5 protein-coding genes and 1 tRNA gene are annotated in these 2,296 nt (G+C 57.2%); 5 read left to right on the top strand and 1 reads right to left on the bottom strand.

Going from position 1 to position 2,296, the window contains the following annotated elements:
• Positions 1-49: 49 nt before the first annotated feature.
• The 4 genes from CXR43_RS17655 (at position 50) to CXR43_RS17670 (ending at position 1,555) form a co-directional block, all read left to right on the top strand.
• A tRNA-Met gene (locus CXR43_RS17655) sits at positions 50-126 on the top strand.
• A gap of 249 nt (positions 127-375) precedes the next feature.
• Positions 376-894 carry a hypothetical protein gene (locus CXR43_RS17660; protein ID WP_146036563.1) on the top strand — a complete coding sequence of 173 codons (519 nt, stop codon included), beginning with the start codon at positions 376-378 and terminating at the stop codon, positions 892-894.
• Between the two features lie 77 nt (positions 895-971).
• Entirely contained in the window at positions 972-1,241 is a 270-nt protein-coding gene (locus CXR43_RS17665) for a hypothetical protein (protein WP_246831451.1), read from the top strand.
• Positions 1,238-1,555, top strand: coding sequence for a type II toxin-antitoxin system RelE/ParE family toxin (locus tag CXR43_RS17670; protein ID WP_103336595.1), 318 nt, complete (start codon positions 1,238-1,240; stop codon positions 1,553-1,555). The genes CXR43_RS17665 and CXR43_RS17670 overlap by 4 nt, the downstream gene beginning before the upstream one ends.
• A gap of 1 nt (position 1,556) precedes the next feature.
• On the opposite strand, the gene CXR43_RS17675 is transcribed toward CXR43_RS17670, so the two are convergent.
• Positions 1,557-2,102, bottom strand: a complete 546-nt coding sequence (locus CXR43_RS17675) for a YaeQ family protein (RefSeq protein WP_103336598.1) — start codon at positions 2,100-2,102, stop codon at positions 1,557-1,559.
• A gap of 77 nt (positions 2,103-2,179) precedes the next feature.
• On the opposite strand from CXR43_RS17675, the gene CXR43_RS17680 reads away from it, so the two are divergent.
• On the top strand, positions 2,180-2,296 hold a 117-nt coding region (locus tag CXR43_RS17680), incomplete at its 3' end, for a transposase (protein WP_146036564.1).

Raw genomic sequence — 2,296 nt, forward strand, 5'->3', positions numbered from 1 at the left:
CTCAATACGATCCAATACAAAACCGATCGCACATAGCCCTCGGTCCGGACGCGGGGTGGAGCAGCCCGGTAGCTCGTCAGGCTCATAACCTGAAGGTCACAGGTTCAAATCCTGTCCCCGCAACCAAATTCTTTCTATATAACAAACGGTTGGAATCCGACAAAAACACTTGTGTATAGCACTCGCCGTTTTACCTCAACGCCACCTCAACGTTTGACGAGTCCCCCTGAAACCGAGGGGGCTTTTTGCGTTTGAAGCAAGTGATTGATCGTGCGATTGCGGAAGCGTTGTCAATAGGCAAAACTTCCCACTGCGCCCCGGTGGTGGCGATGTGAAAGGTCAGGGGCAGGTCAAGGTTAGCACGAGCGGGGAAAAATGAATCGCACTGAGCAGGTCGCATATCACGAGGCAGCTCATGCCGTGTTGGCTATTCATTATGGGATGGGCTTAAGCGGTGGTATCGATCTCAACGCGGAAACGTCAGTCGACGGTGCCTTTGGCAACGTGGCAGTAAACCTGTGGCAGTTCGACAGCTCAACTTCCCTCCAGGAGCAGAAGTCCGTTCTGGTTTGCAATCTTGCCGTGATATGTGCAGGGGCGGCTTCGGACGCAAAACTAAAGGGGATACCGCTCACTTCCGCCTTAGATGCGCAACCGGGAGACTATAAGAAGGCCGTTGAAATCGCACGGACCTGTGGTCTCGCAGCTGACGAGTATGAGGTTGATTTCATGGTGAAAGAAGTTGGTCTTGTTCGAGCGAGTAGGGATCCGGAGAAGCGAGAAGTGTGGGAAGCCATCGTACGAGTGGCGACTGCGACCCTAGAAGCTGGCGGCAAGCTTTCAAAAGAAAAAGTGGCAGCACTTGGTGCTGTGAGCCATTCCTTGGGCGGATAGGCGGTAGGGCAGCGTGCGCCCGGTTGAAAACGTCGCTCCGTTCAGTTATATGACCTAGTCATACCATGGAGATGCGGATGACCGTCAAGACGACCCTCAGCTTCACCGACCGTCACCATCAGTTCCTCTCGGAGAAGGTGGGGCAGGGCGTGTTTGCGACCCAGAGCGCGGCAGTCGCGGCCGCGCTGGAGCAGATGATGCAGGAGGAGCAGGAACGCGATCTGGCGCTCTCCGCCCTCGCTCAGGAAATCCGCGCACGCATGGAAACGCCGCGCGAAGCCTTTGTTGACCAGGACGATGCCTTTGCCGCCGCCCGCCGCACCATCGGGGCGGCCCGCGGCGCGTGAACTACCGCATCCGATTCCATCCTCTTGTCGCGCGTGATCTTGATGCCATCGCCCGCTGGATCCTCGACTATGCGGGGCCCGACGCGGCCGCGCGAAAGCTGGCGGAGATCGAGGCGGCCATTAGCACGCTGAAGGCTACGCCGCTCAAGGGTAGCCTCCGCGATGAAATCGCTCCTGGCATCCGCGCCATCCCGGCTGCACGGAAAGCCGTCGTTGCCTTCGTGGTTTATGATGACGCAAGGGAAGTACTGATTTACGCGGTCACATACGGCGGCGCGGATTGGATCAAGCGGACAAGCGCGCGCAGCCGCTGATCTACGCAGCGCTCTTCCACTTGAGAGGGGTGAGGTAAACAATGCTGTCACCGACACTGACCATCACTTCGCCGTCCTGAATGTTGATCTGCAGCTTCATCGTGCGGTTCGCCAGCTTGGCCAGTGCGCCGGTGTCCTTCTCGGAAAAGCCGATCACCTGTAGGTTCTCAAAGCGGTTGGTGCTGCCTTTGATCTTGTCCCACCAGATATCGGCCGTCCTGCCACCATAGGGATAGACGATCACCTTGTCAGCTTTGCTGCACGATTTACGCATCACCTTCTCGCTGGGAAGCCCCAGTGCCACCCACACATCACGTTCGCCGCTCAGGCTTTTCTGCCAGATGTCTGGCTCATCTTCCGTGGAAATCCCCTTGGTCATTTCCAGGTTCTCATGGGCATTCAAGGCAAAGGCGATGATGCGAACCATCATCCGCTCATCGGTTTCAGAGGGGTGCTTGGCCACTGTCAGCTTGTGGGTCTCGTAATAGTGGCGATCCATGTCCGAGACCGACAGCTCGACTTTGTAAATGGTGGCATTCTGCGCCATGATCTGTCCCAGTTGACGTTGCCCCCCGCACCTAATCCAGTTTGAGATAGACTCTGGCCTAACCGAGAGGACCAGAGATGAAGCGCAGCAGGTTCACCGAAGATCAGATCATCGGCATTCTGAAGGAGCATGAGGCCGGGATTTCCGTCGCCGATCTGTGCCGCAAGCACGGCGTCAGCGATGCGACGGTCTAC

The organism is Pseudotabrizicola formosa (genome assembly GCF_002900965.1).
In the GTDB taxonomy this organism is placed as follows: Bacteria; Pseudomonadota; Alphaproteobacteria; order Rhodobacterales; family Rhodobacteraceae; genus Pseudotabrizicola; species Pseudotabrizicola formosa.

What these genes read in the sequence shown, in the direction of transcription:
- CXR43_RS17660 (WP_146036563.1), top strand. Translation starts at nt 376, where the DNA reads ATGAATCGCACTGAGCAGGTCGCATATCACGAGGCAGCTCATGCCGTG.
- CXR43_RS17675 (WP_103336598.1), bottom strand. Translation starts at nt 2,102, where the DNA reads ATGGCGCAGAATGCCACCATTTACAAAGTCGAGCTGTCGGTCTCGGAC.
- CXR43_RS17665 (WP_246831451.1), top strand. Translation starts at nt 972, where the DNA reads ATGACCGTCAAGACGACCCTCAGCTTCACCGACCGTCACCATCAGTTC.